The sequence below is a fragment of the Methylobacterium sp. A49B genome, from assembly GCF_053346215.1.
This window is the reverse complement of sequence record NZ_JBKFBO010000084.1, coordinates 15710-40133: the sequence shown is the minus strand read 5'-3', so window position 1 is coordinate 40133 and position 24424 is coordinate 15710. Positions and strand designations below refer to the sequence as shown.

Genomic DNA, 24424 nt, shown 5'->3' with positions numbered 1-24424 from the left:
GGTGCCAAGCCGGGATCCTGCAGGCCCATTCCCCATCCGGGCGGAACTTCAATCCGGGCGGACTCGGAGGTCGCCACCCCGGGATGGCAGGCGTTCCGCCCCGGCCGGGCGGGCGCCAGGGTTGACGGGCCCGGCCGTGCTTGAGAAACGTCACGGAACCTGACCTATCACCTGTTGGGAGCGGCCGCGCCGTGAGACGGACAGCCCCGCACGAGGAGTCCTTCGCGGCAAAGCCCGTCCCGGTCGCCGCGCAGGCCGCCCTCGGCAGCGACGACCTGATCGAGCTCCTGTTCTTCGCCTACCGCGACTTCGTGGGCGATCCGGACCGGATCCTGGCCGCCTACGGCTTCGGCCGGGCGCACCACCGGGTGCTGCACTTCGTCGACCGCTACCCGGGCCTGACCATCGCGGAACTCCTCGACATCCTGCGCATCACCAAGCAGAGCCTGAACCGGGTCCTCAAGGACCTGATCGGCCAGGGCTACGTGGCGCAGAAGCCCGGCTCCAGCGACCGGCGCCAGCGCCTGCTGTACTGCACGGTTGCCGGCGCCGGCCTGGCGGCCGACCTCACCCGCGTCCAGGCCCGCCGCCTCTCCCGGGCGCTGGCCGCCCCGGATGCGCGGGGCTCGCCGGAGGAATTCCTGATGGCCATGATCGAGCCGGAGGATCGCCCGGCGGTCCAGCGCCTGATGGCGCGGCGCGGGAGCGGCGCGTGACGATCCCGGTCCGGGCCGAACTGCCCGACGAGGCCCCGCACGTTTTGGTGGTCGACGACGACCGCCGCCTGCGCGAGCTGCTCGCCCGCTACCTCACCGACCAGGGTTTTCGCGTCACCGCGGCGGCGAGCGCCGCGGAGGCCCGGGCGCGGGCCCAGAGCGTGGTGTTCGACGCCATGGTGCTCGACGTGATGATGCCGGGCGAAAACGGCTTCGACTACGCCCGCAGCGTGCGCGAGACCTCGCGGGTGCCGATCCTGATGCTCACCGCCCGCTCCAACACCAACGACCGGGTGATGGGGCTGGAGATCGGCGCGGACGATTACCTGCCGAAACCCTTCGAGCCGCGGGAGCTGACGCTCCGGCTCAACAACATCATCAAGCGCAACGGCCGCCCCCGCGAGGTGAGCGCCGAGGCCGTGACCTTCGGGCCGTTCGCGTTCCGGATCGACCGGGGCGAATTGCGCCGCGACCACGAGCTGATCCGCATCACAGAGCGCGAGCGCGAGATCCTGACGATCCTGGCGATGGCGGGCGGCGCCAATGTCGAGCGCGAGCAGCTCGCGGGCAGCGGTGGCGCGGCGGCGGAGCGCACCGTCGACGTCCAGATCAACCGCCTGCGCCGCAAGACCGAGGTCGATCCCGCCAACCCGGTCTTCCTGCAGACCGTGCGGGGCGTGGGCTACCGGCTCGCGGTGGACTGAAGCGGCGTCCGGATCACACGACGCGCGGCTCGTCGGGCTTCAGCTTGAGGGCCTTGGCGATCCGGGTGGACAGGCTGCCCACGACGGCCACGGCGGCCTCCCGACCGGCGAGGGCCCGGATCGCCTCCAGTGCCTCCTCGGCTCCGGGTTTCATCACCGCGTAGACGGTGGAACCCTGCGCCTTGCCGGGTCGCCCCGTCGTGACGGAGACGAGGAAAGTCGTGTAGCGTCTCCGCAGGCGTCCGGGCATGTCTCAGCATGTGCCATGTCGGCTAACCATCACCAACACCTGATTTCTCGCGCCGATCCGACACGGGGGATCCGGCCGCAGCGCCACATCAGATCAGGGCAAGATCCAGGCCCGGCAGCGGCAGGCCCGCCAGCCGCGCGCTCCACACCTGCCCGGATTCCACCGGCAGGGCGTCGGTCAGGGTGCCGGTGGTGACGACCTCGCCGGCCGCCAGCGGCGGCGACGCCAGATCGTTAGCCAGCACATCGACGAGGTGGCCGAGGGCCGTGAGAGGGCCTGTCCCGAGCACGTTCCGGCCACCGCCACGCTCCGCCACGGCGCCGTCCCGCAGGAGGTCGACGGTGAAGGCTTCGAGCGCCCCGATCCAGGCCGGCCGATCCGCCGGGGCGATCGGGACCCGCTCGCCGACCACCAGCAGCCCGTGCAGCCCGAAGGCCGCCACGGTGTCGGGGGCGGCGAAGCGCCATCCGGGATAGAGCGACTGCACGATCTCGAAGCCGCAGGCCGCCCAGTCGAGGCACGCGATCAGGGCCGCGGCGTCCATGCCCGGCTCCGGCGCGTGGGCGAGGCCGAACACGATCTCGGGCTCGATCCGCGGTTCCACGAAGGCGGCGAGCGCCACCGGCTCCGCCAGCGCGTCCCGGTCGCGCAGGGTCGTGTCGTAGATGTGGCCCCAGATCGGGGCATCGACGCCGTACCGCGCCCAGATCGTCGTGTTGGTGAACCCGATCTTGCGGCCGACCGGCCGCTCGCCGCGCGTCTCACGCAGCCGCCGGACTTCCGCGGCCACCCGATAGGCGGCCGGCAGATCGAGGCCGGGATCCCAGCCGGTCAGGGGCGGGATCCGGCGGCGATGCTCGTGCGCGGCCAGGACGGTCCGGGCATGGGCGGCGGCGGATACAGGCTCGGTCATGGCCTGACGTAGCACGCCGGCCCGCCGCCGTAGACCGGCGCGGCCCTACCAGACCAGCCGCTCGATCACCGCGTCCGGATGCACCGCCTGCCGGCCGAGCCACTCCGCCACGTCGCCGAGCCGGTGGTGCTCGGCCGTGACGCCGAGTTCCTCCGCGTGGATGCCCCGTGCCACCAGGAGGCTCGCGATGCCGAAGCCCCGGGCACCGGCGATGTCGGTGCGGATCGCGTCGCCGATCGCCAGGACCCGGGCCGGATCCACCGGGGCGCCGATCAGGTCCGCCCCCCTGGCGAGCGCCGCCTCGTAGACCGGACGATGCGGCTTGCCGGCATAGACGGCCGTGCCGCCGATCTCCGCGTAGGCCGCCGCCAGCAGGCCCGCGCAGGGGATCAGCCGGTTGCCGCTCTCGACCACGAGGTCGGGATTGGCGCAGATCATCGTCAGCCCGCGGGCGGCGAGGCGCCCGAGCTCGTCGCGGTAATCCTCCGCGGTCTCGCTGCGGTCGTCGAACAGCCCCGTGCAGACCACGAGGTCGGCCTGCGCCTCCGGGACGAGGCTGAGGTCGAGATCCTGGAAGATGCCGAGGTCGCGCTCCGGCCCGATATGGCGGATCCGCGCGCCCGGGCGCTGGGCGATCAGGTCGCGGGTGAGGTCGCCCGAGGTGAGGATCGCGTCGTAGGCCTCCCGCGGCACCCCGAACCGGTCGAGGATGCGCCCCACCCCGTCGCCGGGCCGCGGGGCGTTCGAGACGAGGACGACCCGGCGCGGCCGGTCTCCGGCAAGGCCGCGGAAGCGGATCAGCGCCTCGCCGGCGGGCCCGTGCGCCTTCTGGCCGTCGTGCAGCACGCCCCACACGTCGCAGAGGATCAGGTCGTATCGGTCGGCGATCGCGGCGAGGCCGTTCAGGGTCGGGATGGCGGTCATGATGGTCCGTGGACGTCCTGGTTTCAAAAGGTCCGGGACCTTTTGCGGGTGCAGGGCGGCGCCCTGCAAGCGGGCGAGCTCCTCAAGGCCAGGGCTCCGCCCTGGCGACCCGCCAAAGGGCGCGCCCCTATGGAAACCCGTTACCGGCGTTGCGGGCCCAGCCGGTGCTCGGCGAAGAAGTCGAGCATGGCGCGGGAGGCGTCGGGGCCCTCGCGGTCGGTGTAGCTGCCCTCGGGGCGGCCGCCCGACCAGGCGTGGCCGGCGCCGCGCACGCGCCAATCCTCGACGACCACGCGGCCCGCCGGGTCCCGGTAGCGGGTGCGAGTGAAGGGATGGCCGCGGCCCTCGATGGTCTCGGACCGGGCGGTCAGGCCCGCGACATTGGCCTGCGCCAGAACCTGATCGGCGTTGCGCACGCTCACCGTGCCGTCATCCTCGCCGTGGAAGATGATGGTGGGCACGCGCGTCGCCGCGGGGGGCGCCCCGAAGGGCGTCGGGCTGCCGAGGCCCGGGGCGCCGACCTGCATGGCCATCAGCGCCGAGCCGAGGTCGCGGGCGCAGCCGGCGGCGAGGCCCGAATGGACGCCGACCGCCGCGTAGAGATCCGGATAGGCGCGGGCGATGTTGAGAGCGGCCGCGCCCCCGGCCGACAAGCCGGCGATGTAGACCCGGGCCGGGTCGATCGGGTGCTCCGCCAGGAGGGCTCGGGTGAGACCCGCGACGATCGCCGGCTCGCCCGATCCGCGGACCTGATCGCGGGGATCGTACCAGTTCCAGCAGCGCTGGGCGTGGGCCTGACGGCTCTGGGCCGGGTAGGCGACGTACACGCCCGCCCGCTCGGCCAGCGCGTTCATGCCGGTGCCGGCGGCGAAATCGTCCGGATTCTGCGTGCAGCCATGCAGCATCACGACCAGCGGCGCGCGCCTGTCCGGATGGCTCGGGATGAACAGCTTGTACTCGCGGGTGCCGGCGGTCTCAGTGTGGCTCAGGGTCACGAAGCTGCCCCCCGCCGGACGCTTCCGCTCGGGGGGCGAGGCGGGCTGGCGCAGCGGGTTGCCGAGGCCCTTCAGCACCGGCGCGAGGCCGCGCACGACGTCGCCCACGACCTGGCCGACCACCTCGCGCACCCGCGTCCCCGGCTCCGCCGCGGGGCGGGTCTCCTCGCGACGCACCGGACCCTCGGGCGGCGCGGACGGAGGCCTCTGGCCCCCGAGGCTGCGCTGGATCAGGGCGGTCGCCTCCTCCAGCCGGCCGAGGCCGGTGAGCCGGGTGGCCTCGATCATGTCGGCGAACGGCGATGCGCCTGCCTTGGCGCCGCGATCCGCACCGTGGTCCCCGTCGCGGCCACCGATATCCTCGGTCATGCGTGCACGCCTCGTTGCCTCAGCAATCCTGTCGCGGTCGGGACCGGAACGCCTGTGCCGCCGCACGAATCGCCCTCAACCCCCCAGGTCGAGATGGTGGGCCGACGGCTTATTGTGCATTGCAATAAACGCCGATGTGCGCTGCGGCAACAGCCGCCCGGCACGGGGCAGGCCGGCGGACCGGCCGGCACGACCGGGGCGCATCAGGTCAGGCGGGATCCTCCGCGCCGATATAGTCGGCCCAGATCGCGGCGGGACCGAGGCTCGCCCGGAAGCCGTCGTGCCGGGCCCGCTCCGCCTCGGTCAGGCGGCTCCGGTAGGGCCGGGGCGCCGCGGGAGCCGCCGCATCGAGGACGGATCCGGGGACCGGGGCGGCGATCGCCGCCTCCGTGAGGCCGAGGCTGGTCTGCTTGCCGCCGAGCAGCTCCACGTAGACCTCGGCGAGGATCTGCGCGTCGAGGAGCGCCCCGTGCTTGGTGCGCTTCGTGTTGTCGATGCCGTAGCGGGCGCAGAGGGCGTCGAGGTTGTTGGCTGCTCCGGGATGCTTGCGCCGGGCCATCGGCAGGGTGTCGACCACGTCCTCCAGCTGGATCGGCGGCGGGGCGTCGGCGCCGAGCCGCGCGTATTCCATGTTGAGGAAGCCCACATCGAAGGGGGCGTTGTGGATGACGAGGCGCCCGTCGGCCAGGAAGGCCAGCAGCTCGCCCACGATCTCCGCGAAGGCCGGCTTGTCGGAGAGGAAGGCGTCGGAGAGGCCGTGAACCTTGAAGGCGCCCTCCGAGACCGCGCGCTGCGGGTTGCAGTAGCGGTGGAAGGTCCGCCCCGTGGGGATGTGGTTGAGGAGTTCCACCGCGCCGATCTCGATCAGCCGGTCGCCGCCCCTGGCCTCCGTGCCGGTGGTCTCGGTGTCGAGGACGATCTCGCGCAGCATGGGTCTCGCGGTTCCCAGATGAGGGGCGGAAGCTATCCGCATAGACCGGCGCGGTTAAGCGCCCGTGCGCGCCTCACCGGGAGGTGTTGCGATACACGCAGACGCGGCCCTGGTCCTCGTAGCCGGCCGGGCAGGCCGCCACGCAGGCGCCGGCCGCGAGCTTCCTGGGCGGCGGGCAGCTGGTGGCGTACTGCGCCTGCGCCGGCGCGGCTCCGAGCAGGGCCATCACGGCCAGGATGCGGGCAACACAGGCGAACAGTCCGGCGTGAGACATGGGATGCTGCCCTCTCGGAAACGCTCCGTGGCTCGAACGGCATCTGCTCAGTCTCCGGGACTTGCCGCGGTGCCGGCGAGCAATCCGCCGTCGATGCTGATCTCCGAACCGGTCATGTAGGCGGCCTCGTCCGAGGCGAGCAGGACACAAACCGCCGCGACCTCTTCCGGGGTCCCGAAGCGCCGCAGCGGCGTGTCGGCGACGAGGGCTGCCATCCGGTCCGCGCGTCCGGGTCCGTCTCCCAGCATCGGCTCCCACATCGGCGTCAGTACCGCGGCCGGATGGATCGAATTGCAGCGCACATTCAGGCCCTGCGCGGCACAGTAGAGTGCCACCGACTTGGTGTGGTTCCGGACCGCCGCCTTGGAGGAGGCGTAGGCTGCGGCCATGGGAATGCCGACGAGGCCGGAGCGCGACGAGATGTTGACGATGGCGCCCGAGCCCCTGTGCCGCATCGCCCGGATCGCGTGTTTGCAGCCGAGGAAGACGCCGTCGAGATTGATCGCGTGCACGGCCCGCCAATCGGCGAGCGTCGCGTTCTCCGGATCGTGCGCGGCAGGCCCGTCCTCGAATCCCGTGATGCCGGCATTGTTGACGAGCCCGTCCAGGCGGCCATGCCGGGCGAGGAGGTCGGCCATCACGGCCTCCCAGGCCGCCTCGTTGCGGACATCGAGCTGCGCGAAGTGGGCTTGATCGCGACCAATCGCTTCGGCAACCGCTCGGCCCGCCGTGCCGTCGCGATCGGTGACCCACACGAACGCGCCCTCGACGGCGAAGGCCCAGGCCACAGCCTCACCGATCCCGCGACCTGCGCCGGTCACGAGCGTCACTTTGCCCAGCAGCCGTTCCGCCATCGAAACCCCCTGTCCCGGGCCGAGCACGCGGTCGGCCCCTCAGGCCTCCCCATCGGGTCGCGGCGCACGGCCCTCCGTCAGTTGAGCCACGATCCGCGCCACCTCGGCCTCGGCGGCGGGGAACCCCCGGCTCGTGTCGATCACGAAATCCGCCCGGGCGCGCTTCTCGGCATCGGGCATCTGCTTGGCCAGGATCGCCGCGAAGGCCGCCTCGGTCATGCCGGGGCGGGCGAGCACCCGGGCGCGCTGGATCTCGGCCGGGGCGCTCACCACCGCGACCGCGTCGCAGCGCGCCTCGCCGCCGGTCTCGTACAGGAGCGGGATGTCGAGGACGACGAGGGCCGCCCCCGCGTGGCGCGCGAGGAAATCCGTGCTGGCCGCCCGGACCAGCGGGTGGACGATTCCCTCGAGGGCCGCCATCCGCTCGGGGGCGCCGAGCACCGCGGCGCGCAGGCGCGTCCGGTCGACGCCGCCGTCCGCGTCGAGCACGCCCGGGAAGGTTTCCGCGATGGCCGCCCCCGCCGCGCCGCCGGGCCCGTAGAGGGCGTGGACGGCGGCGTCCGCGTCGTGGACCGGGACGCCGAGCCTCGAAAACATCGCCGCGGTGGCCGACTTGCCCATCCCGATCGAGCCTGTCAGCCCGAGGACGAGGGGTCCGGATCCGGCCCTGGGTCTCATCCGCCGAGATCCGCCACGATCCGGTCCCGCAGGTCCGGCGTGACGGCGGGGCGCAGGCCGAACCAGGCCTCGAAGCCCGGCACCGCCTGGTGCAGCAGCATGCCGAGCCCGTCCACCGCCGCGAGGCCCCGGCGCCGGGCGGCGGCGAGGAGATCCGTCTCCAGGGGCGCGTAGACGATGTCGGCCACCGCGGCCCCGGCGGGCATGGGGGCGAGGTCGAGCGCCAGGGGCGGCTGCCCCTTCATGCCGAGCGACGTGGTGTTGACGAGGAGACCGGCCTCGCTCAGGGCGGCCGGGAGGTCGTCCCAGGCGATGGCATCGGCGATGCCCGGCGCGAGGGCCGCGACCGCCTGGGCCCGTGCCGGGGTACGGTTGGCGACGAGGATGCGCGCCGCCCCGCGCTCGGCGAGGCCGACCACGATGGCGCGCGCCGCCCCGCCGGCCCCGAGCACGACCGCGGTGCCGCCCGCCCGCGCCGGCCAGTCGGCACCGAGGCTCTGGTCGAGATGCGCGCAGAAGCCCGGCGCGTCGGTGTTGTCGCCCCGGATCCGTCCGTCCGGCCCGACCACCAGGGTGTTGACCGCGCCGATCTTTTCCGCCCGCGGCGTCAGCCCGTCCGCCAGCGCGAAGGCCGCCTCCTTGTGGGGGAGGGTGACGTTGCCGCCCCGGTAGCCGGACGCGGCCAGGCCGCGGACGAAGTCCGGAAAGGCCGCGGGCGCCACGTCCAGGCGCTCGTAGGAACCCGGGATCCCGTGGGCGGCGAGCCAGTGGCCGTGGATCAGCGGCGAGCGCGAGTGGGCGATCGGGTGGCCGACCACGAAGGCGCGGGGATGCGGACCGCTCATGCCGCGCAATCCCGCGCGAGCCGGCAGGCCGGGCCGCCCGCCTCCTCGATCTGCAGGGTCGCGTGGCCGATGCCGAAGCGGGCGCGCAGGCCCTCGGCGGTCTCGTTGAGGAAACCGTTGCCGGGCGCGCGATGGGCCTGATGGCCGTCTTCCATCACGAGATGGACCGTCAGGGCGACGCTGGTGGTGCTCATGGGCCAGATGTGCAGGTCGTGGAGGTCGGCGACGCCGGGGCGTTCGCGCAGGAAGCCGGTCACCGCCGCGGGGGAGATCTCCGGCGGCACCGCGTCGAGGGACATGGCCACGCTGTCGCGCAGGAGACCCCAGGTCGCCCAGACCACGAGACCCGCGACCCCGAGGCTGACCGCCGGGTCGAGCCAGACGAGGCCGGTGAGCTGGATCACGAGGCCCGCCACAACGACCCCGGCCGAGATGGCGGCGTCGGCCGCCATGTGCAGGAAGGCGCCGCGGATGTTGATGTCGCCCTTGGCGCCGCTGGCGAAGAGCCACGCGGTGACGCCGTTCACCAGGATGCCGATGCCGGCCACCACCATCACGGTCGTGCCCGCCACGGGCTCCGGGTGGACCAGCCGGACCAGCGCCTCCCACATCACCGCCCCCATGGCGATCAGCAGGAACACGGCGTTGAACAGGGCGGCCAGGATCGAGGAGCCCCGGTAGCCGTAGGTGAAGCGCGCGGTCGCGCGGCGGCGGACCAGGATGGCGGCGATCCAGGCCGCCGCGAGGCCGAGCACGTCCGACAGGTTGTGGCCGGCATCGGCCACAAGGGACATCGAGTTGCTGAGGTAGCCGTAGATCGCCTCGACCACCACGAAGACCGTGTTGAGGGTGATCCCGATCGCGAAGGCCGGCCCGAAATTCTTCGGCGCGTGGGCGTGGCCGCCGAGGCCGCCATGGGCGTGGCTGCCGTGCGAATGGCCGCCATGGGCGTGTTCGCCATGGACGTGTTCACCATGGGCATGGCCGCCGTGCGCATGATCGTGTCCGGCCAAGTCGGTGCTCCCTCAGAAGGCCAGGTAGCCGGCGGCGCGCAGCCGTGCGAGGAGCGGCAGCAGCGGCAGGCCCAGCACGGTGCTGTGATCGCCCGCGACCGACTCGAACAGGTGGATTCCCGGCCCTTCGAGCTGGTAGCCGCCGACGCTCGACCGCACGCGGTCTTCGCCGGCGCAGTCCACATAGGCCGCGATGGCCCGGTCATCGAGGGGGCGCAGGGTCAGCCGGGCGGTCTCCACGAAGGCATCCTCCACCGCACCGGCGAGCGCCACGGCGGCATGCAGGGCGTGGGTCCGGCCGGCGAGCCGGGCGAGCTGCGCCCGGGCCGAGGCGGCGTCGGCGGGCTTGTGGAACACCGCGCCGTCGCGGTCGAGCACCTGATCGGCGCCGATGACCAACCGTCCCGGGAACCGCGCCGCCACCGACCGGGCCTTGGCGCGGGCCAGCGTCAGGGCGAGGTCCGGCGGGGAGAGGCCGGCGCTCTCCGCCTCCAGGGCGCGCTCGTCCACCTCGGGCGCGGCGGTCTCGACCGGCAGGGCGGCGCTCTCCAGCAGGAGGCGCCGGGTCGGGCTCGTGGAGGCGAGGAGGAGCGGGTCCGGACCGGTCCAGGGCGTGCGGGGCATCGCGCCAGTGTCACGGATCCGCGGACGGGTGCAAGTCGGCGACCGCGCCGATGACGGGGCTGCGACGAGCCCCGCCGCCGGGATGGGCCGGCCGGCGGGGCTGTCGCGGGGCCGATACGCAACCTGGCGCCCGGGGATGACCTTAGGCAGGGGCCGGTTAGGGGAAGGTCAACGGGCGAATCGCGTCGTCTGGCCGTTCCGTGCCGCGGCGGGACAGGGAGTGGATGAATCCCATTCCGCTTCCCTCCCTCCCCCACCGAGGGGGGAGGGGGACGCGCGGTACCGCCTCAGGTGTTCATCGAGTCGAAGAAGTCGCTGTTGCTCTTGGTCTGGCGCAGCTTGTCGAGCAGGAACTCGATCGCGTCGGTCACGCCCATCGGGTTGAGGATGCGGCGCAGCACATAGGTCTTCTTGAGCGAGTCCGGCGGGACCAGCAGCTCCTCCTTGCGGGTGCCCGAGCGGGTGATGTCGATCGCCGGGAAGATGCGCTTGTCGGAGACCTTGCGGTCCAGGATGATCTCGGAATTGCCAGTGCCCTTGAACTCCTCGAAGATCACCTCGTCCATGCGCGAGCCGGTGTCGATCAGCGCCGTGGCGATGATCGAGAGCGAGCCGCCCTCCTCGATGTTGCGGGCCGCGCCGAAGAAGCGCTTGGGCCGCTGCAGGGCGTTGGCGTCGACGCCGCCGGTGAGCACCTTGCCGGAGGACGGCACCACGGTGTTGTAGGCGCGACCCAGCCGCGTGATCGAGTCGAGCAGGATCACCACGTCGCGCCCGTGCTCCACGAGGCGCTTGGCCTTCTCGATCACCATCTCGGCGACCTGCACGTGGCGGGTGGCCGGCTCGTCGAAGGTGGAGGCGATGACCTCGCCCTTCACCGAGCGCTGCATGTCGGTGACCTCCTCGGGCCGCTCGTCGATGAGCAGCACGATCAGGTAGCACTCCGGGTGGTTCAGGGTGATCGACTGCGCGATGTTCTGCATCAGCACGGTCTTACCCGTGCGCGGCGGCGCCACGATCAGGGCGCGCTGGCCCTTTCCGATCGGTGCCACGATGTCGATGATCCGCGGCGAGAAATCCTTCTTGGTCGGGTTGTCCAGCTCGAGCTTGAACCGCTTCGTCGGGAAGAGCGGCGTCAGGTTGTCGAAGTGGACCTTGTGCTTGATCTTCTCCGGGTTCTCAAAGTTGATCGTGTTGACCTTCAGAAGGGCGAAGTAGCGCTCGCCGTCCTTGGGGCCGCGGATCGGGCCCTCGACGGTGTCGCCGGTACGCAGGCCGAAGCGGCGGATCTGGGTCGGCGAGATGTAGATGTCGTCGGGACCCGGCAGATAGTTCGAGTCGGAGGAGCGCAGGAAGCCGAAGCCGTCCTGCAGCACCTCGACGGTGCCCGAGCCGATGATCTCGACCTCCTTGGCAGCGAGCTGCTTCAGGATCGCGAACATCAGCTCCTGCTTGCGCATGGTCGAGGCGTTCTCGACCTCGACCTCCTCGGCGAAGGCCGTGAGGTCGGTGGGCGTCTTGGACTTGAGGTCCTGGAGCTTGACCTCGCGGACGCCTTCGAGGGCGGCGGGCATGGCGGGCCGCTCGGCGGTCGCGTCGGCCGGCTCCGCGGTTTCGAGGTCGGCGAGGGCGTCGGGGTTTGGCGTCATGGGGTGTCTTGCAACCGACGGAGAAGGTGGGAGGGCCGGTTCTATGCCAGGCACCCGGGGGACGGGCGCCGAAGGGCGGGCCGCGCTGCGGCGAGGGGCCCGGAGATCAGGTTGGCAAAACCGTTTTGGCAGGACCCTCGCGGCTCACGGGCGCGCTGCGGCGCAGACCTTGTGATGAGGGCAAGGGAGAAATAACGCGTTTCCTCACCGCACTCAAGGGGGTAGGCCGAGGGGGCAGGCCGAGGGGGTAGGCCGGGGGGCACGCGGGGTCACAAGCGCCCGGCAAGATTGATCCCTCAGGATCGGCTGACTCGGGACCGGCCGCGCCGATGCGCCGGCGCGGTGCGGGCGCCGATTCGGAACCGTGCCCGCGCGGGGCCGTTCATCGTGCCGGCGCCGCAGCGCAACAGAGATCCACCCGAGAACCACCTGAACGCCATGCGCGACGACGCCACCGGACGCACCCTCACCGCGCACGAGCCGCGCCGGATCCCCTGGCTCGACATCGTCTTCGGCTTCGGTCCCATGGTGCCGATCGCCGTCGGCGCCGCGGCGGCGTGGTGGATGAACGGGCAGCCCCTCGATTACCTGGTGGCCCTGTTCACCCTTCTCTACGCCGCGTCCATCCTGCTGTTCCTGGCGGGCGTGCACCGGGGCGTCAGCTTCCGGACCGAGGGCGGCCCGCAGATCTCGCAGATCGTCACGATGCTGGTCCTGTACGCCCTCGGGCTCGCCAGCCTGTTCGCCGCCGTGTTGGGCAAGGCGGTCCCGGCGCTCGCCATGCTGATCCTCGGCTACGCCCTCATCGGGATCCTCGACCCGATCGCGGCGCGCGCCGGCGAGGTGCCCCTCGCCCATGCCCGCCTGCGTCCCCTGCAGATGCCGATCGCCGTGGTGAGCCTCGCGGCCCTGATGTGGCTCAAGCTGACCGCGCCGTACTGAGTTCTTGTTCCGGGGCGAACCACCCACGTCCTGTCCCCGCTTCAACGCTTCGGTTGATGCGCCCCGCCCGTCATCACGAGCGCAGCGACGTGACCCCGGGCAGGGTGACCCCGGTCAGCGTCGCGCCGCCTGGATTGCCTCGCTCCGCTCGCAAGGATGGCGGCGCCGTCTTGCGCCGGCTGGTCGGGTGCCGAGAGTGCCTGCAAAGAGCGCCGCCGAACCGAATTCCCCTTTCGCCCGGCATGCTCTAGAGCCCGGCCGCAGGATCTCCGTGCGCCGGAGACGATCGACGATTCGATGTGGGACCCAGGACTCGGGTCCGCGAGAAGCGAATGCACCCATGTCCAAAGCTGAAACTCCGAAGGCCGAGAAGGCCGAGACCCTGAAGCCCCGCCTGCCGCGCGGCTTCGTCGATCGGCGCGCCGGCGAGATCGCCGCGCAGGGCCGGATGCTGGAGACGATTCGGCGGAGCTTCGAGCTCTACGGCTTCGAGGCCCTGGAGACGCCCTTCGTCGAGTACACCGAGGCTCTGGGCAAGTTCCTGCCCGACCTCGACCGGCCGAACGCCGGCGTGTTCTCGTTCCAGGACGACGACGAGGCGTGGCTGTCGCTCCGCTACGACCTCACGGCGCCGCTGGCCCGGTTCGTGGCCGAGAATTTCGACGCGCTGCCGAAGCCGTATCGGAGCTACCGGGCCGGCTACGTCTTCCGCAACGAGAAGCCGGGGCCGGGCCGCTTCCGCCAGTTCATGCAGTTCGACGCCGACATCGTCGGCGCCGGCAGCGTCGCGGCGGATGCCGAGACCTGCATGCTGATGGCCGACACCCTGAACCGCCTCGGGCTCGGCGGCCAGTACGTGGTCAAGGTCAACAACCGGAAGGTGCTCGACGGCGTCATGGAGGCGATCGGACTCGCCGGCCCCGACAAGGCCGGCCAGCGCCTGACGGTCCTGCGGGCCATCGATAAGCTCGACCGGCTGGGCGTCGACGGGGTACGCGACCTCCTCGGCGCCGGCCGCAAGGACGAGAGCGGCGACTTCACCAAGGGCGCCGGGCTCGACGCGACGGCGATCGGCCGGATCCTCGCCTACGTGTCGTTCCAGGCGGACGCCGCGGACGGGGCCGACAAGGTGGCGTTCTGGGAAAGGTTCTTCGCCGGCTGGCACGACGCGGTGGGCGATTCCGAGACCGGGCGGGCCGGCATCGCCGAGCTGCACGCGATCATGCGCCTCTGCGCCGCCGCCGGGTACGGCCACGACGTGATCCGGGCCGATCCGAGCGTGGTGCGCGGGCTCGAATACTACACCGGCCCGGTCTACGAGGCCGAGCTGACGTTCCCCGTCACCAACGAGGACGGCCAGACCGTGCGCTTCGGCTCGGTGGCGGGCGGCGGGCGCTACGACGGGCTCGTCGGGCGGTTCCGGGCCGAGCCGGTGCCGGCCACCGGCTTCTCGATCGGCGTCTCGCGGCTGTTCTCGGCGCTCCAGCTGGTGAACAGCCCGCTGCTCGCCGGCGCCGAGGCGCCGGGGCCCGTGGTGGTGCTGGTCCTCGACCGGGAGAACATGGCCGATTACCAGCGCCTCGTCGCGCTGCTGCGGGCGGACGGCATCCGGGCCGAGCTCTACCTCGGGTCTGCGGGCATGAAGGCGCAGATGAAGTATGCCGACCGCCGCCGCGCCCCCGTGGCGGTGATCCAGGGCTCGAACGAGCGGCTGGCCGGCGAGGTCCAGATCAAGGACCTGATCGAGGGCGCCCGGGCGGCCGAGTCCATCGCCAGCAACGCCGAGTGGAAGGCGGCGCGACCGGCCCAGTTCTCCTGCCCCGAGGCCGATCTGGTGGCGCAGGTCCGCGCCGTGCTGGCCCGGCACTTCTCATCCGCCGCGGATTGAAACGCCGCGGCTGCAGCGGCGTTGGTTCCGGGTCTGGGCCGCGACGCCGTCGGCCGGGAGACCCGGGGATGCGTGCCGAGTTCCTGTTCAAGATCCTGTTTCTGCCGGCCGGGCTGGTCCTCGCCGGCGCGGCACCGGCCTCCGCGGCCCGTCCGCTCCCCGGCCGGCTGCCGAGTGCCGTCGCGGCCGCCACGCCCGGCACCGGGAGCGCCCCGATCCTCAGCGCCGGCGTCGCGGGCGCCCCCGCGCTCGCGGCCCTGACCCGGCGGAAGCCGGCGCGGCGGCCCCGGGGGGCGCGGCTCGGCAGCCTCCGCCCGCTCTGAGGGCAGGCGTTACCGGACGCAGGCGGGCGGGAGCGCGGCGCGGACATTGGCCGCGAAGGTCTCCAGACCGCAGGCCCCGTCCCGCGCCTGGCAGATCCCGATCGCCAAGGGCAGCGAGACCGGCGGATCGAGGGGGGCCGAGGACCCGGGCAGAGCGCAGCTGGTCGAGGGTCTGGGCGTAGATGCGGATCCTGACCGTCCGTGCGCCCGTCTCCGGGGTGCGCCAGACCTCGAAGGCGAGGGTGGCTCCGGGGGCCGTGGGGTCCGGCTGTCCCGGGAGCTGCCAGCCCAGGCCGAGGGCGCCGGCCAAGTTCGATAGGGTGGTGTCGTGGCCGGCCAGGACGAGGAGGCGCGCGCGCGGCCCGATCGGCGGGACGCCGAGGCCCCGGGGCGCCTCGCCCGCCAGCAGGTCCGCGAGCATCCGCAGCAGCGTCGCCGCGCGGAAGACGGCGAGCTCGGGCGTCCGGTACAGGAGGTCGGCCGCGCGGCGATGGGCGGCGGCGAGGACCGCCAGGGTTCCGAGGGAGCCCTGGCCCCAGGCCACTTGATCGGCCGGCAGGCCTTCGGCGTAGGCTAGGAGCAGGTTCTCCGACACCGGGGCGGCGAGCGCCAGCGGGCCGGCGATCCTCGGCTTGGCGGGGTCGGCGACCAGGGTGCTCGGGCCATCGAGGCAGGCGGCCGGGACCGCCGCGCAGGCCTCCGGTCCGAGGATCCCTTTCAGCACCGCGACGGCCTTGTCGGCAGGCTTGTCGGTCACGGCGGTCCCGCCCGCCGTCCGGCGCTGGATCGCCGCCAGGGCCTCGGCCGGATCGAGGGGGCAGACCCGCCCGCTGTCGAAGACCGGGTCGAGTGCGCCCGCCGGTCCGTGACGCGCCACGAGGCCGCAATCCGGCGCGAGAGCGTCGGCCAGGATCTGGCCGCTGCGCAGGGTGCGGCTCGCCGATCCGTCCGCCCAGACCTGGACGGCGCTCACCGCCGGGCAGCCGGTCTCCGGGAGCAGCTCTGCCCGGGCATAGACGGTCCGCAGATAGGCCCCCATCCGGGACAGCGCCTCGGCGCCGTGCCGTGTGAGCTCGCCCGGCTCCGCCGGGAAGGCCGGCCAGGGCCGACCTGTCACCTTGTCCAGCGCGGCCGGCGAGGCGGTCGGCGCGGGCACCCCGTGGCGCGTGATCAGCACCACCCGGTCCAGCTTGAGCTCGGCCCCGGTGGAGGCCGGTGCGCCGAGGAGGAGGGTCAGCCCGGCGCCGAGCCCGGCATGGCGCAGCCGGCCGAAGGCTCCAAGAACCCGCCGAGATATCACGGTCTTTGCCCCTGTCTTCGCCGGATGCGTGAGCCGCGGAATCATGGATCAAGCGGGAGGGCGGGTGCAACCGTTCGTATTTTCGCTCCTTTTTTCGACATGAAGTATCGCTCGATATTCATTCTCGAGGTATATTAATTACACAACTTCAGATCATGGCGCCCTTAACGGACGGATCCTGCAGCGTTGGATTTCAAATCGGGATCCTGATCTTCAGCGACGGGCCCGATCGAAGCTGGCCGGCGGCTCCCCCCGCCATCCCACACCACGGCGCGGTCGATGAGCACATCGCTTTCTCCCCGCGCGCGGGGCGAGGCAGCGGCGCGAATATTATCCGGGACAAGCCGCCGGCCGCATTCCCCTGAGCCCTGTCGCCGAGCCCTGTCGCCAAGCCGGGTCGCGGTTGCTACAGAGCGCCCGCGAGGTGGATCGCCCCGCGAGGTGGATTGCGATGACACGACCGGAGCCGGGCGAGACGGGGGCGGGGGATTCGGCGCGCGCGCGTCTCTCCGCACATCTGGCGGCGGCGGGCTACCGGCCGGTCACGCCGCCGGTGCTGCAGCCGCTGGAGCCGTTCCTCGAGCTGTCGGGCGAGGATATCCGCCGTCGGATCTTCGTCACCCAGGACACGGGCGGGGCCGAACTGTGCCTGCGGCCCGAATTCACCATTCCCGTCTGCCGCCTGCACCGGGCGGAGGCCGACGGGCAGGCGGCCGATTACAGCTATTGCGGCCCGGTCTTCCGGCTGGCCGCCGATGAGCCCGACGAGTTCTTCCAGGCCGGGATCGAGTCGATCGGGCGGACCGATACGCCGGCGGCCGACGCTGAGGTGCTGGGCCTCGCCCTGGAGGGGCTCGCGCTGTTCGGCCGGACGGACCCGGCGGTGCGGCTCGGCGACATGGGCCTGACCGTGGCGCTCCTCGACGGGCTCGCGGTCCCGCCCGCGGCCAAGCGGCGGACGCTCCGGGCGCTGGCGGCCGGGCGCTCGCTCGACGCCGTGACCAACGGCGCCGAGGGCTCGCGTCCCGAGGATCCCCATGCGGGCCTGCTGGCGGCGATCCAGGGCCAGGACCCACGGGGCGTGCGCGCCTTCGTGGAGGACGTGCTGGCAATCGCCGGGATCTCGGCGGTGGGCGGCCGCAGCGCCGGCGAGATCGCCGAGCGCTTCCTCGCCAAGGCCTCCGCGCAGGCCCATGGCGGGGCCGGGCTCAACGCCGAGAACCGCGCGCTCCTCGACCGCTACCGGGCGATCGGCGGCCATCCGGACGCCGCCGCCCGCGACCTGCGGGCGCTGGTCGCCGACGCGAACATCCGCCACGACGCCCTGGCGGCCGCCCTCGACCTGTTCGAGGAGCGCATCGGCTTCATCGCGGCCCGCGGCCTGCCGATCGAGCGGTTCCGCTTCCAGGGCGGCTTCGCCCGCAACCTCGACTACTACACCGGCTTCATCTTCGAGGTGACCGAGCGGGATGCCTCGGGCGAGGGTCCGACCCTGGTCGGCGGCGGCCGCTACGACGGCCTGCTCGGCCATCTCGGCAGCCCGGTTCCGCTGCCCGCGGTGGGCTGCACCTTCTGGATCGCGCGCGTGGCGGGAGCCGGCCGATGAGTTCTTCCGAGGGCGCCCTGATCCTCGCCGTCCCGTCCAAGGGCCGCCTGCAGGAGAATGCCAGCGCGTTCTTCGGCCGGGCCGGGCTGAAGCTCGCCCAAGGCGCGGGCGCCCGCGACTACCGGGGCAAGCTGCTCGGCGTGCCCGACGTCGAGGTGCGCTACCTCTCGGCCTCCGAGATCGCCGCGCAGCTCGCCTCGGGCGCTGCCCATCTCGGCGTCACCGGCGAGGACCTGATCCGCGAGACCCTGCCGGACGTGCGCGGCCAAGTGGAGTTGCTGACGCCGCTCGGCTTCGGCAACGCCACCGTGGTGGTGGCCGTGCCGCAGGCCTGGATCGACGTGCGCGACATGTCCGACCTCGACGAGGTGGCGGCCGGGATGCGGACCCGCCACGGCCGGCGCCTGCGGGTCGCCACCAAGTACGTGAACCTGACGCGCCGGTTCTTCGCCGAGAAGGGCGTGGCCGATTACCGGATCGTCGAGAGCCTGGGCGCCACCGAGGGGGCGCCGGCCGCGGGCTCGGCCGAGATCGTGGTCGACATCACCACCACGGGGGCGACGCTCTCGGCCAACGCCCTGAAGGTGCTGGACGACGGCATCATCCTGCGCTCGGAGGCGAACCTCGTCGCCTCGCTCAAGGCGCCCTGGGGCGAGGGCCAGCGGATCGCGCTCCGCACCGTGCTCGGCCGCATCGCCGCCGAGGAGCGCGCCCGCACCACCCGGGAGGTGCGCGCCGCCCTGCCGGAGAGCTGCACGATCGACCTCGCCACCCTGGCGGGCCTGCATGAGGCCGAACTGCCCTACGGCGCACCACGCGGGGCCGAGGGCGAGATCGTGCTGCGCTGCAGGGAGGCCGCGGTGTTCGACCTCGCCGGCGCCCTGGTCGAGGCCGGGGCGCGGGCCGTGACGGTGCGGCGGGTGGATTATGCCTTCGCGGCCGAGAATCCGCTGGCGGAGCGGCTGCTGGCGCGGTTGTGATACCGTTTTCGGTGGATCAGATCGGTTCCGCCGTCTTTGCGAGCGGAGCGAAGCAATCCAGCCGGCACCACGTTCCCTGAGGTACCGCAGCCCTGGGTTGCTTCGCTGCGCTCGCAAAGCCGGAGTGGGCTGCACCGACCGACGCGTTCAACCGGAAACGGTATAAGCGCCCGGTTCATCGGCCGATCCGGTGCCGGACAGCGGGAAGACTCACCAGCCGGAGCGTATATCTCGCGCGTGGGTGACACGGTGACAATCTGCCTGCCGCAGCACCGTCGTCCTTGCGGATGACGGGAGCGCCATGCGGGGTTCCGGCAGGCCCCGCCCCACAGCATCAGGAGGCCTCGGCCTCCTTTCGCGTTTTCGGGACCCGGGTCGGAAGTCGGCTCTACTGCGGCCCCTGCTTGGCGAATTCCGCCAGGACCCCGCGCAGCACCTTGAGCCGGGCGTCGTAGGCGGCCGTCAGGCAGGCGACGTCGCCGCCGCAGGCCTGCCGCTCCTTCAGCCACGCCTCCTGGTCGTCGCGCAGCTTGGCCTGGCCGCCCATCGGCAGCACGCTCTTCAGGATCTCGAACCGGGTCGCCATCTCGACGTCCCGGTCGTTGAGCGGGAGATGCCCGCAGATCGCCGCCTCGTCGGGCGCCGCGGCCTTCGCACACGGGAAGCTGGCAGCCCGGGCGGGGGATGCGCCGGCGAGGGCGGCCAGCGACAGGGCGAGGACGAGCGGCTTCGACATGGCCTCCCAACGGCCCGCTGCCCGAAAGGCTCCGGCCCGTGCGGCGGCAGGGTGAATCGTCCCGGGATCACGGGATCCTAGGATCAGAGGCCCGGCTTGACGATCGCCAGGATGACGATGCCGATCATCAGCAGCGTCGGCACCTCGTTGAGCACCCGGTAGAACCGGTGCCCGCGGGTGTTCCGGTCGGCGGCGAAATCCTTGACCATCCGGGCGAGCCAGCCGTGGATCCCCGACATCGCCAGCACCAGCACGAACTTCGCCTGCAGCCAGGGACTCGCGTAGAAGCCGCTCATCCAGGCGAGCGCCAGCCCGAACGCCCAGGTGGCGATCATGGCCGGGTTCATGATCGCCTTGAGCAGGCGGCGCTCCATCACATTGAAGGTCGCGGCCTGCGCCTGCGAGCCGGGCGGCAGGCTCGCGTGATAGACGAACAGCCGGGGCAGATAAAGCATCCCGGCCATCCAGGCGATCAGGCTGATGACGTGAAGGGCCTTGATCCAGTCGTACAGCACGCCCGGCCTCAGCCCTGGCCGCGCAGCCGCGCGAGCATCCGCTCCACATGGGCCACCGGCGTCTGCGGCGTGATCCCGTGGCCGAGGTTGAAGATGTGCGGCAGGCCGGCGGTCGCCGCCAGCACCGCGTCCACCGCGGCGTCGAGGGCCGCGCCGCCCGCGATCAGCGTGTCGGGATGCAGGTTCCCCTGCGTCACCGTCGTGGCCGGCACCGTCTGCCGCAGGGCCTTCAGGTCCACGCCCCAGTCGACGCCGACGGCGTCGGCGCCGGTCTCCGGGACGACCCGGGCATGGCCGTCGAGGCCCGAGCCGCGGGCGAACACGATGATCTTGGCTCCCGGCACCCGGGCACGGACCCCCGCCACCATCCGGGCGATCGGCTGCAGCGACCAGCGGGTGAGGGCGTCCGCGGCGGGCGGGTCCGCCGCGGACGCGGCCGGCAGGGCGCTCTCGGCCACGTCGCCCACGGGCTCGACGCCGCCGCCGGAGGCCGGCACGGCGCGGGGGAGGGTGCCGGCATGCGACTCGAAGATCTGCACCGCGTCGGCGCCGGCCTCGAGCTGGCGCACGAGGTACTCGGTCTGCACGGTGACGAGGCGATCGATCAGGGCGTCGACCAGGGCGGTGTCGCCCTCGGCGAGCGCCCGCGCGGGGGCGAGGTCCGGCGTGCCGCGGCCACCGATCATGTAGCTCGCCACCGTCCAGGGGGCGCCGCAGAAGCCGAGCAGCGTGGTCTCGCCCGGCAATTCCGCGCGCAGCCGCGTCACCGTCTCGAAGACCGGCGTGAGATGGGTCATCACCGTTGGGTCGCCGGCCTCGCGCAGGCGCGCGAACGCGTCCCGGCCGTCGAGCGGGTCGAGCCGGGGCCCCTCGCCCTCCACGAAGCGCACGTCCTGGCCGAGTGCGTGGGGGACGACCAGGATATCGGAGAACAGGATCGCCGCGTCGAAGCCGAAGCGCCGGATCGGCTGGAGCGTCACCTCGACGGCGAAGTCCGGGCTGTAGCAGAGGTCGAGGAACGAGCCGGCCTCCGCCCGGGTCGCCCGGTATTCCGGCAGGTAGCGCCCGGCCTGGCGCATCATCCAGGCGGGGGGCGGCCCGATCGCCTCGCCCTCGAGGACCCGCAGCACCTTGCGCTCGGACGTCGTCCCCGACGTCGTCTGCCCGGGCTCGCGCTCCGTCCCCGTCATGGTCGCTCCCATCCCGTATCCCTCACCCCGCATGCCCGTCGGCGGGCGTCCTGTCGAGTCGAGGCGCGCCGATCCCCACACAGGCCCCTTCGAAAAGATAAGAGAGACTCTTGGAGTCTGTTTTTTCTCTTGGAGGGCCGAATCGCGGGGGCACAAAAGCGTCCACAGGCGGTCCCCGGCGCCGCGCCGTTAACGGGGCTTTAAAGGATTTCCTCCAACTTGCGAGAACCGGATGGTCCGACAGCGGCTTGGCAACGCCGAGTCGTGTACGGGCGCCGGATTCGCGGCCGATTCGTCCAGAGAGCCGGATTTCGCCTGTCCCGATGATCTGCCTGTGAACGGCGGAGTCGATAGCGCGCATCGGGATCGCCCTGGACCGGCCCGGCGGGGCATCCTATCCACACTCATCGACTCCCCTGGCGGCCGGCGGTGGACAACGTGGGCGCCGCGCGAGGCGACCGCACAGTCGGCCGAGAGGTCGACCGCAGAGGCGATCGGAATGGGCCGCAGCTACTTCCACCTCCACCTCGTCTCCGACTCCACCGGCGAGACGCTGATCAATGTCGGGCGCGCGGCCGCCGCCCAGTACGAGGGCGTGTCGGCGATCGAGCATGTCTACCCGCTGGTGCGCTCGGCCGCGCAGCTCGACCGGGTGATCTCGGAGATCCGGGCCGCGCCGGGCCTCGTCCTGTACACGCTCGTGGGGGGCGACCTCGGCGAGCGGCTGGAGGAGGTCGCCCGGGAGACCGGTTCGCCCTGCCTGTCGGTGCTGCGGCCGGTCCACGACCTGTTGCGCGCCTATCTGGGCGCCGAGACCACGGCGCGGCCCGGCGCCCAGCACATGCTGAACGCCGAGTACTTCAAGCGCATCGACGCGATGAACTTCACGCTGGCCCACGACGACGGCAACCTGCCGGACGATCTGGAGGAGGCCGACGTGATCCTGCTCGGCGTCAGCCGGACGTCGAAGACGCCGACCTCGATCTATCTCGCCAACCGGGGCCTCAAGACCACCAACCTGCCGCTGGTGCCGGGCATGCCGCTGCCGCCGGCGATCGAGCGGGCGCGCAAGCCCCTCGTGGTCGGCCTGTTCGCCTCGCCGGAGCGCATCGTGCAGATCCGGCAGAACCGGCTGTCGAGCCTCAACGCCGACGAATCGTCCCTCTACGTCGACCGCTCGGCGGTGGCGGACGAGATCACCGCCTCCCGCCGGCTGTTCGTCAAGAACCGCTGGCCGACGATCGACGTGACCCGCCGCTCCATCGAGGAGACGGCAGCGGCGATCGTCGATCTCTACCGGGACCACCGCCTGAAGTTCATCGCGGATTGAAACCGGGTTCCCAAAGGGCAAGCTCTTTGGCGGGGTTCAGGGGCGGAGCCCCTGAATGACCAGGGCTCCGCCCTGGACCCGCGAAAGGTCTCGACCTTTCGAAACCAGGACTTCTCAGCCCCCGCTCAGGACCGCCCGGACCAGGGCGAGGCCGGCCACCAGCCCGATCAGCCCGGCCCCCACCGAGGCCACCACGTAGAGCGCGGCCGCCGCCGTCTCGCCCCGATGGTACAGGCTGACCGCGTCGAGCGAGAAGGTCGAGAAGGTGGTGAAGCCGCCGAGCACGCCGGTGGTCAGGAGCAGCCGGGCCGGATGTCCGGCCGCGCCCCGCAGGGCGAATCCCTCGGCCAGCACGCCCATCAGGAACGAGCCCAGCACGTTGATGATCAGCGTGGCCAGCGGGAAGCCGAGGCCCGGCAGAAGCCGGGCCACCGCGACGTTGACCCCGTGGCGGGCTCCGCCGCCGAGCCCGGCCCCGAGGATGACGATGAGGGTGTTGATCATGCCTGCCCTTCCTGTTCGGTCGGGCGGCCCCGTCACGTCGCGGCTTCGGCGCACGGCCCCACCGCGGACGGCGAGAGGCGCGCCCGTGCGGTAGGAGCCATCAGCCCGGCGCGGGAGGCCGGGCGGTTGTCGGGGAGCTCCATCCCCATCGCGGACAGGCTTAGCGCAGGAGACCGGGCAGGGGAATCCGGTTTTCCGGCCCCCGCACGCCGCCTCGCCGCGTCAGCGCGCGTAGGCGAAGTGGCTGCGCTGCTCGATCTGGGCGGCGTAGAAATCCTCGACGACCTCGCGGACCACCTCGGCCAGCTCGTCGCCCCGGTGCTCGTCGAGCTGGATGTCGCTGCCGACGGTCCGGCCGACGGAGCAGCTCGCGGCGCCGGGCACGAGGCGCTCGTTGTAGCGCTGGTTCAGGCCCGAGACCGAGATGTAGTTGCTGCCGCCGAGTTCGGGCCCGTACTTGATCTTGATCTTCTGCTCCGAGTCGGTGCCGCGCAGCTGCGCGCAGAGACTGATGAAGTTGTCCTGATCGATCTTGGCCTCGAGGCCGGTGATGCTGCCGTGGACGTTGTCCTCCTCGTTGAGGACCTCGGCCATGAGGTTCAGGACGCCCACGACCGGCTCCAGCGCCCGCGCGCCGTCCGCCAGAAGCTTCATGCGGAAGTCGTTGCTGCGGGCATCGGCCTCCTGCAGCCGCGCGCGGAACCTGTCCTTGATCTCGTTCGCGCGTGCCATCGCGCTCCTCCCTGGTGGTTCGGCCCGATGCTTTGGCTCGGACACTGGGAGACTACGAAGGCAATTCAGATGATGCAAGATCGTGCAAAATATTGATGCTTGCTCAGATCTTGAGCCGTTGCACAGGAATAATACTTGCTCACGAACTGTGCAGCGGCGGATCGATCGTGCCGGGTGCGCTGCGGTGCGCTTACTTGAGGAGCTGCAGCAGGCTCCGTCCGGCCGGGGTCTTGAGCTCCTTGACGTCGAGGGTGCCGTCGTTGTCGGGATCGGCCGCCTTGAAGCGCTGCTCGACCAGCGCAAGGTATTCCTTGCGGTCGAGGGTACCGTCGGCATCCGTGTCGGCGGCCTTCAGCTCCTTCTTGCTGACGCGGCCCTTCAGCTCCTTGGCGTCGACGGTACCGTCTTTGTCTTTCTCGGCGCCGTCGAAGACCTTTCCGGCCGCGGCCTGCGCCTCGGCCAGATCGATCGAGCCGTCGTGGTCGGTGTCGACCATCTTCAGCGTGCGCTCGGTGCCGGCGGACCGGGCCAGGGCCGGGCCGGAGAGCGCGGCCGGCAGGACGAGGATGGCGAGGGTCGCTGCGAGCGTCGCGGCGCGGGCGGGGCGGTGCAGGGTCGCGGGCATGGACTGGAACCTCC

26 protein-coding genes and 1 riboswitch are annotated in these 24424 nt (G+C 72.0%); of the genes, 7 read left to right on the top strand and 19 right to left on the bottom strand.

What is annotated here, in order from left to right:
• Positions 1-191 precede the first annotated feature (191 nt).
• Together ACLBX9_RS11225 and ACLBX9_RS11220 are read left to right on the top strand one after the other, a co-directional pair.
• Positions 192-716 carry a MarR family winged helix-turn-helix transcriptional regulator gene (locus ACLBX9_RS11225; protein WP_447718982.1) on the top strand — a complete coding sequence of 175 codons (525 nt, stop codon included), beginning with the start codon at positions 192-194 and terminating at the stop codon, positions 714-716.
• On the top strand, positions 713-1420 hold the full coding sequence (locus tag ACLBX9_RS11220; protein ID WP_447718981.1) for a response regulator: 708 nt from the start codon (positions 713-715) through the stop codon (positions 1418-1420). The genes ACLBX9_RS11225 and ACLBX9_RS11220 overlap by 4 nt, the downstream gene beginning before the upstream one ends.
• 13 nt (positions 1421-1433) lie before the next feature.
• On the opposite strand, the gene ACLBX9_RS11215 is transcribed toward ACLBX9_RS11220, so the two are convergent.
• From ACLBX9_RS11215 to rho, 12 genes are all read right to left on the bottom strand, one after another.
• A complete protein-coding gene (locus tag ACLBX9_RS11215; protein WP_010685212.1) occupies positions 1434-1670 on the bottom strand; it encodes a hypothetical protein in 237 nt (78 codons plus the stop codon).
• 88 nt (positions 1671-1758) lie between these two features.
• Complete coding sequence (locus tag ACLBX9_RS11210; protein ID WP_447718980.1) at positions 1759-2583, bottom strand: 2-keto-4-pentenoate hydratase; 825 nt, start codon at positions 2581-2583, stop codon at positions 1759-1761.
• 45 nt (positions 2584-2628) lie between these two features.
• Positions 2629-3507, bottom strand: coding sequence for a TIGR01459 family HAD-type hydrolase (locus tag ACLBX9_RS11205; protein ID WP_039893864.1), 879 nt, complete (start codon positions 3505-3507; stop codon positions 2629-2631).
• Positions 3508-3647: 140 nt separating this feature from the next.
• On the bottom strand, positions 3648-4871 hold the full coding sequence (locus tag ACLBX9_RS11200) for an extracellular catalytic domain type 1 short-chain-length polyhydroxyalkanoate depolymerase (protein WP_447718979.1): 1224 nt from the start codon (positions 4869-4871) through the stop codon (positions 3648-3650).
• Positions 4872-5079: 208 nt separating this feature from the next.
• Positions 5080-5802 carry a DNA polymerase III subunit epsilon gene (dnaQ, locus tag ACLBX9_RS11195; protein WP_447718978.1) on the bottom strand — a complete coding sequence of 241 codons (723 nt, stop codon included), beginning with the start codon at positions 5800-5802 and terminating at the stop codon, positions 5080-5082.
• 73 nt (positions 5803-5875) lie between these two features.
• On the bottom strand, positions 5876-6076 hold the full coding sequence (locus ACLBX9_RS11190; RefSeq protein ID WP_010685217.1) for a hypothetical protein: 201 nt from the start codon (positions 6074-6076) through the stop codon (positions 5876-5878).
• A 47-nt stretch (positions 6077-6123) separates the two neighbouring features.
• Positions 6124-6930: a glucose 1-dehydrogenase gene (locus ACLBX9_RS11185; protein WP_447718977.1), complete on the bottom strand. Its 807-nt coding sequence runs from the start codon at positions 6928-6930 to the stop codon at positions 6124-6126.
• A 39-nt stretch (positions 6931-6969) separates the two neighbouring features.
• Complete coding sequence (gene coaE / locus ACLBX9_RS11180; protein ID WP_039893867.1) at positions 6970-7608, bottom strand: dephospho-CoA kinase; 639 nt, start codon at positions 7606-7608, stop codon at positions 6970-6972.
• Positions 7605-8453: a shikimate dehydrogenase gene (locus tag ACLBX9_RS11175; protein ID WP_010685220.1), complete on the bottom strand. Its 849-nt coding sequence runs from the start codon at positions 8451-8453 to the stop codon at positions 7605-7607. Before ACLBX9_RS11175 ends, coaE begins: the two co-directional genes overlap by 4 nt.
• Positions 8450-9466, bottom strand: a complete 1017-nt coding sequence (locus ACLBX9_RS11170; protein WP_447718976.1) for a cation diffusion facilitator family transporter — start codon at positions 9464-9466, stop codon at positions 8450-8452. Before ACLBX9_RS11170 ends, ACLBX9_RS11175 begins: the two co-directional genes overlap by 4 nt.
• Positions 9467-9478: 12 nt before the next feature.
• Complete coding sequence (locus tag ACLBX9_RS11165) at positions 9479-10090, bottom strand: Maf family protein (protein ID WP_010685222.1); 612 nt, start codon at positions 10088-10090, stop codon at positions 9479-9481.
• Between the two features lie 287 nt (positions 10091-10377).
• Positions 10378-11739, bottom strand: a complete 1362-nt coding sequence (gene rho / locus ACLBX9_RS11160) for a transcription termination factor Rho (RefSeq protein ID WP_010685223.1) — start codon at positions 11737-11739, stop codon at positions 10378-10380.
• 438 nt (positions 11740-12177) lie between these two features.
• Here rho and ACLBX9_RS11155 point away from each other — a divergent pair, with 438 nt between their 5' ends.
• Entirely contained in the window at positions 12178-12681 is a 504-nt protein-coding gene (locus ACLBX9_RS11155) for a DUF3429 domain-containing protein (protein ID WP_447719033.1), read from the top strand.
• Positions 12682-13021: 340 nt separating this feature from the next.
• Entirely contained in the window at positions 13022-14569 is a 1548-nt protein-coding gene (gene hisS / locus ACLBX9_RS11150) for a histidine--tRNA ligase (protein WP_010685225.1), read from the top strand.
• 219 nt (positions 14570-14788) lie between these two features.
• Here the strand turns inward: hisS and ACLBX9_RS11145 are convergent, their stop codons facing one another.
• A complete protein-coding gene (locus tag ACLBX9_RS11145) occupies positions 14789-16192 on the bottom strand; it encodes a histidine-type phosphatase (protein ID WP_447718975.1) in 1404 nt (467 codons plus the stop codon).
• Positions 16193-16643: 451 nt separating this feature from the next.
• Between ACLBX9_RS11145 and ACLBX9_RS11140 the strand changes: the two genes are divergently transcribed.
• Positions 16644-17798, top strand: a complete 1155-nt coding sequence (locus ACLBX9_RS11140; protein WP_010685228.1) for an ATP phosphoribosyltransferase regulatory subunit — start codon at positions 16644-16646, stop codon at positions 17796-17798.
• Positions 17795-18778: an ATP phosphoribosyltransferase gene (gene hisG, locus ACLBX9_RS11135; protein WP_447718974.1), complete on the top strand. Its 984-nt coding sequence runs from the start codon at positions 17795-17797 to the stop codon at positions 18776-18778. The genes ACLBX9_RS11140 and hisG overlap by 4 nt, the downstream gene beginning before the upstream one ends.
• Positions 18779-19166: 388 nt before the next feature.
• Here hisG and ACLBX9_RS11130 read toward each other — a convergent pair whose 3' ends face one another.
• The 3 genes from ACLBX9_RS11130 to ACLBX9_RS11120 form a co-directional block, all read right to left on the bottom strand.
• Entirely contained in the window at positions 19167-19514 is a 348-nt protein-coding gene (locus ACLBX9_RS11130) for a lysozyme inhibitor LprI family protein (protein ID WP_447718973.1), read from the bottom strand.
• An 83-nt stretch (positions 19515-19597) separates the two neighbouring features.
• Positions 19598-20029: a protoporphyrinogen oxidase HemJ gene (gene hemJ / locus ACLBX9_RS11125; RefSeq protein WP_447718972.1), complete on the bottom strand. Its 432-nt coding sequence runs from the start codon at positions 20027-20029 to the stop codon at positions 19598-19600.
• 8 nt (positions 20030-20037) lie between these two features.
• Positions 20038-21219 (bottom strand): uroporphyrinogen decarboxylase, encoded by a 1182-nt coding sequence (locus ACLBX9_RS11120; RefSeq protein ID WP_447718971.1) that lies wholly within the window; start codon positions 21217-21219, stop codon positions 20038-20040.
• Positions 21220-21718: 499 nt separating this feature from the next.
• Between ACLBX9_RS11120 and ACLBX9_RS11115 the strand changes: the two genes are divergently transcribed.
• A complete protein-coding gene (locus ACLBX9_RS11115; protein ID WP_010685233.1) occupies positions 21719-22549 on the top strand; it encodes a pyruvate, water dikinase regulatory protein in 831 nt (276 codons plus the stop codon).
• A gap of 114 nt (positions 22550-22663) precedes the next feature.
• Here ACLBX9_RS11115 and crcB read toward each other — a convergent pair whose 3' ends face one another.
• From crcB to ACLBX9_RS11100, 3 genes are all read right to left on the bottom strand, one after another.
• Positions 22664-23053 (bottom strand): fluoride efflux transporter CrcB, encoded by a 390-nt coding sequence (gene crcB, locus ACLBX9_RS11110; protein ID WP_010685234.1) that lies wholly within the window; start codon positions 23051-23053, stop codon positions 22664-22666.
• An 84-nt stretch (positions 23054-23137) separates the two neighbouring features.
• A riboswitch (Fluoride riboswitch) is annotated at positions 23138-23209 on the bottom strand.
• Positions 23210-23275: 66 nt separating this feature from the next.
• Positions 23276-23785: a hypothetical protein gene (locus tag ACLBX9_RS11105; protein ID WP_010685235.1), complete on the bottom strand. Its 510-nt coding sequence runs from the start codon at positions 23783-23785 to the stop codon at positions 23276-23278.
• A 190-nt stretch (positions 23786-23975) separates the two neighbouring features.
• Positions 23976-24410, bottom strand: a complete 435-nt coding sequence (locus ACLBX9_RS11100; protein ID WP_447718970.1) for an EF-hand domain-containing protein — start codon at positions 24408-24410, stop codon at positions 23976-23978.
• Positions 24411-24424: the final 14 nt, after the last annotated feature.

What these genes read in the sequence shown, in the direction of transcription:
- hisG (WP_447718974.1), top strand. Translation starts at nt 17,795, where the DNA reads ATGAGTTCTTCCGAGGGCGCCCTGATCCTCGCCGTCCCGTCCAAGGGC.
- ACLBX9_RS11215 (WP_010685212.1), bottom strand. Translation starts at nt 1,670, where the DNA reads ATGCCCGGACGCCTGCGGAGACGCTACACGACTTTCCTCGTCTCCGTC.
- ACLBX9_RS11185 (WP_447718977.1), bottom strand. Translation starts at nt 6,930, where the DNA reads ATGGCGGAACGGCTGCTGGGCAAAGTGACGCTCGTGACCGGCGCAGGT.
- ACLBX9_RS11130 (WP_447718973.1), bottom strand. Translation starts at nt 19,514, where the DNA reads ATGTCGAAGCCGCTCGTCCTCGCCCTGTCGCTGGCCGCCCTCGCCGGC.
- ACLBX9_RS11165 (WP_010685222.1), bottom strand. Translation starts at nt 10,090, where the DNA reads ATGCCCCGCACGCCCTGGACCGGTCCGGACCCGCTCCTCCTCGCCTCC.
- ACLBX9_RS11175 (WP_010685220.1), bottom strand. Translation starts at nt 8,453, where the DNA reads ATGAGCGGTCCGCATCCCCGCGCCTTCGTGGTCGGCCACCCGATCGCC.
- hisS (WP_010685225.1), top strand. Translation starts at nt 13,022, where the DNA reads ATGTCCAAAGCTGAAACTCCGAAGGCCGAGAAGGCCGAGACCCTGAAG.
- ACLBX9_RS11100 (WP_447718970.1), bottom strand. Translation starts at nt 24,410, where the DNA reads ATGCCCGCGACCCTGCACCGCCCCGCCCGCGCCGCGACGCTCGCAGCG.
- ACLBX9_RS11210 (WP_447718980.1), bottom strand. Translation starts at nt 2,583, where the DNA reads ATGACCGAGCCTGTATCCGCCGCCGCCCATGCCCGGACCGTCCTGGCC.
- ACLBX9_RS11190 (WP_010685217.1), bottom strand. Translation starts at nt 6,076, where the DNA reads ATGTCTCACGCCGGACTGTTCGCCTGTGTTGCCCGCATCCTGGCCGTG.
- crcB (WP_010685234.1), bottom strand. Translation starts at nt 23,053, where the DNA reads ATGATCAACACCCTCATCGTCATCCTCGGGGCCGGGCTCGGCGGCGGA.
- ACLBX9_RS11205 (WP_039893864.1), bottom strand. Translation starts at nt 3,507, where the DNA reads ATGACCGCCATCCCGACCCTGAACGGCCTCGCCGCGATCGCCGACCGA.
- ACLBX9_RS11105 (WP_010685235.1), bottom strand. Translation starts at nt 23,785, where the DNA reads ATGGCACGCGCGAACGAGATCAAGGACAGGTTCCGCGCGCGGCTGCAG.
- rho (WP_010685223.1), bottom strand. Translation starts at nt 11,739, where the DNA reads ATGACGCCAAACCCCGACGCCCTCGCCGACCTCGAAACCGCGGAGCCG.
- ACLBX9_RS11115 (WP_010685233.1), top strand. Translation starts at nt 21,719, where the DNA reads ATGGGCCGCAGCTACTTCCACCTCCACCTCGTCTCCGACTCCACCGGC.
- ACLBX9_RS11140 (WP_010685228.1), top strand. Translation starts at nt 16,644, where the DNA reads ATGACACGACCGGAGCCGGGCGAGACGGGGGCGGGGGATTCGGCGCGC.
- dnaQ (WP_447718978.1), bottom strand. Translation starts at nt 5,802, where the DNA reads ATGCTGCGCGAGATCGTCCTCGACACCGAGACCACCGGCACGGAGGCC.
- ACLBX9_RS11155 (WP_447719033.1), top strand. Translation starts at nt 12,178, where the DNA reads ATGCGCGACGACGCCACCGGACGCACCCTCACCGCGCACGAGCCGCGC.
- coaE (WP_039893867.1), bottom strand. Translation starts at nt 7,608, where the DNA reads ATGAGACCCAGGGCCGGATCCGGACCCCTCGTCCTCGGGCTGACAGGC.
- ACLBX9_RS11120 (WP_447718971.1), bottom strand. Translation starts at nt 21,219, where the DNA reads ATGACGGGGACGGAGCGCGAGCCCGGGCAGACGACGTCGGGGACGACG.
- ACLBX9_RS11200 (WP_447718979.1), bottom strand. Translation starts at nt 4,871, where the DNA reads ATGACCGAGGATATCGGTGGCCGCGACGGGGACCACGGTGCGGATCGC.